A 1,384-nucleotide genomic window follows, 5' to 3' on the forward strand; every position below is an offset into this window, starting at 1 on the left:
TCAAATTGAATAGGCCAGCTTATGCAAGGGATGGTATTGAATTTGAAAATAGTTATCGTATATCACCGAATAGCCAACGACTAGATACAGGTAGTGGGCCATATAGAGAATGGACAGTTAAGACCCCTGGTGTTGGTAATCGAGGTACAAGACGTATTGTTGTTGATAAAGCGACAGGGAAAGCTTACTACAGTCATGATCATTATGATTCCTTTATAGAAATAGATCTTTCAGGGTGGAAATGATGAAGTTTAAACAGGTGGCTGTTGATTTTTCAGAAATAAATACGGATGATGAATTTCATGATGAAATGAATAGGATTTTTGGTTTTCCCGATTTTTATGGGAATAACTTCAACGCTTTTGTTGACTGTTTAAATAGCCTTAGATTTCCTGATGATGGGATGACTAGCATACACTTAGATAAGGATGAGTATTTGCTGATGAAAATCAATGGAATACATTCATTGTCTGACGACATTAGATATAATTTTTTATTGGCGGTAGAGGCTGTCAATAAGGGGGCTATCTCGTTTGGTGACGAAGCATTGATTCTATTACTTTTGGTTAAATAAAAAATGCACTAAAAAGGTGCTCGATTTTGAATTAATGTGGCGCTTTTTTAATGATTAAAATAGAGCATTTTTTTAGAGTTGGATTGGCATATCAGACCATTGCGATGCTCTGTTTAGTCGCAATCGTATACCCAATTTTCTCGGGTTTTCATGGGAGGCAATGAATTCAATAAAGCAAGGGGGTTAAGTGTTTTCTGTCGGTAGCTAATGAGTAACTTTTTTATAATGGTCTGCTTTCAGATAACATCATAATTGATATGAAAAATTAAAATGTGAATAGATAATCTTCAGCTCTTTAAAAATAAAGAATCATAGAAAATTAATATTCCAAGTGTTTATTGTAGAGCATGCAATCTGTTGTAACACCGAGAACCCAATCAGGGCAAACCGGGCGCGCGGCTGGTGTACGATCTGGCGGATAACCTGCTGGGCGAGCGCAGCCCGCAGAGCGACATCGACGCGCACCTGCCGCTGGCGCTGATCGCCGACAACCGCCTGACGCACTGGCAAAAACTGTTTTACCGTTACGATGCCTGGGGCAACCTGATCAGCCGGCGTAACGGCCTGTATGAACAGCACTACCGCTACGACGCCGACAATCGGCTGGTGCAGGCGCACGGCCGCGGCCCGCAGGGCGAGTTCGAGGCGCAGTACCATTACGACGCGCTGGGCCGCCGCAGCCGCAAGGCGTTGCGCTACAAGGGCAAAACCGAACAGACGACCCGTTTCCTGTGGCAGGGCTACCGGTTGCTGCAGGAGCAGCGCGACGACGGCAGCCGCCGCAGCTGGAGCTACGATCCGGCCAGCCCG

2 protein-coding genes and 1 pseudogene are annotated in these 1,384 nt (G+C 44.7%); all 3 read left to right on the plus strand.

All coding sequences use genetic code 11. The features are described from left to right. Positions 1-245 (plus strand): ribonuclease domain-containing protein (locus ACJ8IN_RS24590; protein ID WP_442519556.1); only part of this gene is annotated, 245 nt, incomplete at its 5' end. Then, positions 245-574 carry a barstar family protein gene (locus tag ACJ8IN_RS24595; protein WP_060420603.1) on the plus strand — a complete coding sequence of 110 codons (330 nt, stop codon included), beginning with the start codon at positions 245-247 and terminating at the stop codon, positions 572-574. The genes ACJ8IN_RS24590 and ACJ8IN_RS24595, both read left to right, overlap by 1 nt. Before the next feature lie 363 nt (positions 575-937). Continuing rightward, positions 938-1,384: pseudogene (locus ACJ8IN_RS24600) on the plus strand (type IV secretion protein Rhs); the annotation flags it as partial.

This window comes from Serratia sp. CY31944 (assembly GCF_052169175.1).
In the GTDB taxonomy this organism is placed as follows: domain Bacteria; phylum Pseudomonadota; class Gammaproteobacteria; order Enterobacterales; family Enterobacteriaceae; genus Serratia; species Serratia sarumanii.

What these genes read in the sequence shown, in the direction of transcription:
- ACJ8IN_RS24595 (WP_060420603.1), top strand. Translation starts at nt 245, where the DNA reads ATGAAGTTTAAACAGGTGGCTGTTGATTTTTCAGAAATAAATACGGAT.